Source organism: Rhizobium sp. 01T437, from assembly GCF_056398505.1.
Genome location: NZ_JBFTPM010000057.1, coordinates 1 through 1942 on the forward strand (window position 1 = coordinate 1; position 1942 = coordinate 1942).

At 56.2% G+C, this 1942-nt stretch carries 3 protein-coding genes; all 3 read right to left on the reverse strand.

Annotated elements, in window-relative coordinates:
- The coding region (locus AC1DM5_RS36440) for a Ku protein (protein ID WP_477976926.1) at positions 1-162 on the reverse strand (162 nt) is incomplete at its 3' end.
- A gap of 11 nt (positions 163-173) precedes the next feature.
- Complete coding sequence (gene ku, locus AC1DM5_RS36445) at positions 174-1082, reverse strand: non-homologous end joining protein Ku (protein ID WP_477824406.1); 909 nt, start codon at positions 1080-1082, stop codon at positions 174-176.
- A gap of 551 nt (positions 1083-1633) precedes the next feature.
- The coding region (locus AC1DM5_RS36450) for a cyclic nucleotide-binding domain-containing protein (RefSeq protein WP_477976924.1) at positions 1634-1942 on the reverse strand (309 nt) is incomplete at its 5' end.

Genomic DNA, 1942 nt, shown 5'->3' on the forward strand with positions numbered 1-1942 from the left:
GGTCACCGAGTCGATGTATTGGGAAACCACGCGGTTTCCAGTGTCCTTGTTCAGGGTGTGGAAACGGACCTTCTCTGATTCCGATGTCGCCGGGGTCATCGCCACCGGGCAGGTGACCAGCGAGAGCTTCAGGTAGCCTTTCCAATAGTATTTCGGGGCCATGACCTATCTCCTCAGCCAGTCTTGCGCTGCGCGGCGGATCTCGAAGAAGGTGTCTTCGAAGCCGTCCCACGCGCGGCAGGCTGCCGTCCTGTGCCAGCATTTGCATTGGCGGCAGTGCGTTTCGGTTTTTGCGCCGCAGCCTTCATCATCCCGGCACTTTGGCGAAGAGCAGCCAACAGATCATTGGGCTTGGAGACCTCGACCTTCTTCGGCTTCGGCAGCGAGCGGCCTTCTATCTTCGCCTTCACGAGATCGGCAAGGGCGGCTTCGTAACGGTCTTCGAATGCGGCCGGATCGAACTCGCCCTTCTTCGTGCTGATGATGTGCTTGGCGAGATCCATCATCTCGCCCTGGATCTTGATCTTCGGCATCTCCTCGAACGCTTTCTTGGAAGACCGAACCTCGTAGTCGTATTGAAGCGTGGTTGCGATCAGGCCTTTTCCATGAGGGTGTATGAGCACGCTGCGCATCCGGCGGAAGAGGACCGCGCGTGCAATGGCAGCCACCTTGGACTTCGTCATGCCGTCGCGCAGGGCGGCAAAAGCGTCGCCACTCATTTTGTCGGGGGTGAGATAGTAGGGCTTGTCGAAATAAACGTCATCGACATCCGAGCACGGAATGAACGCCTCGATCTCGAGCGTCTTGTTGCTGTCGGGGATTGTTGCGGCAACTTCTTCCGGATCAATGATGATGTATCGACCGTTGTCGATCTCGAAACCCTTGGTCTGCAACTCTTTCGGAACAGGATCCTCGGTCTCACTGTCGATGAAGATGCGGTTTACCCGATTTCCTGTCGCCTTGTTGATTGTGTTGAACGTGATGCGGTCGGAAGTGCTTGCAGCCGTGTAGAGGGCGACGCCGCACGATACTTCACCGAACTTGAGGTAGCCCTTCCATTGGGCACGTATGCCACTTGCCATGACGCTTGCTCCGAATCACTTAGCCGCGACTCAAAGACGTACGAGAGTGATTCGTTCCGACTCGAAACGAATCAATTTTCAATGATTTAGGAATTTTTCTTCGCAAATCGATTCTGGCTCGTACCAGGGTTGTGAAGGCTTCTGCCATTCCAGCACGCAACTTTTTGGAATCCCACGCGTTCTTCCGATTCAGTCGCAAGGAGAATGCGATGTCCAAACGAGCACCGATCGGTACCGGAACAGACAAGCCATATGTTCGCCAGCTTCGCCTCTGCTCGAGAAGCTCGTCGATGATTACGTCGTCTCGGGCGTCAAAGCCCTGGAGGTCATAGCGTCAATCGAGAGTGAGTTGGCAGAGATGAAGACTGCCTATGATCGGAGGACGGTTGTCAGTGTTAAGCCCTCACAATGAGCTTGAACACACGTATCCTGAAGGCACTGACCTAGGAAGGTTGGATCGCCGAGACCGGGCAAATCGACAGCAGCTACATCTACTTTTAGGTTGCAGTCTGGAGACAGCCTATTGCAATGCCGCAGCCATCAGGCTTGGATTATTCCTTCGGCGGCCCGCCCCGCCGCTCCAGCGCCGTCTTGCGGATGGTCTCCGCGATCTCCGGACTACTGCTCGACAACATCTGGAAATCCACGGCGTAGAGCGACAGCAGCGATACCTCGGTTGTTGCGCTGACCGTCGCTGAGCGAGGTTCGCCACTGATCAGCGCCATCTCGCCAAAGAAGTTTCCGGCACCGAGTTCCACTGGATGGTCGGGTGTCGCCACGGTGACCCGCCCCTCGACAATGAAGAACATCTGATCGCCAACATCGCCCTTGCGGCAGATCACGGCACCTGCGGGGACAAT

What these genes read in the sequence shown, in the direction of transcription:
- ku (WP_477824406.1), bottom strand. Translation starts at nt 1,082, where the DNA reads ATGGCAAGTGGCATACGTGCCCAATGGAAGGGCTACCTCAAGTTCGGT.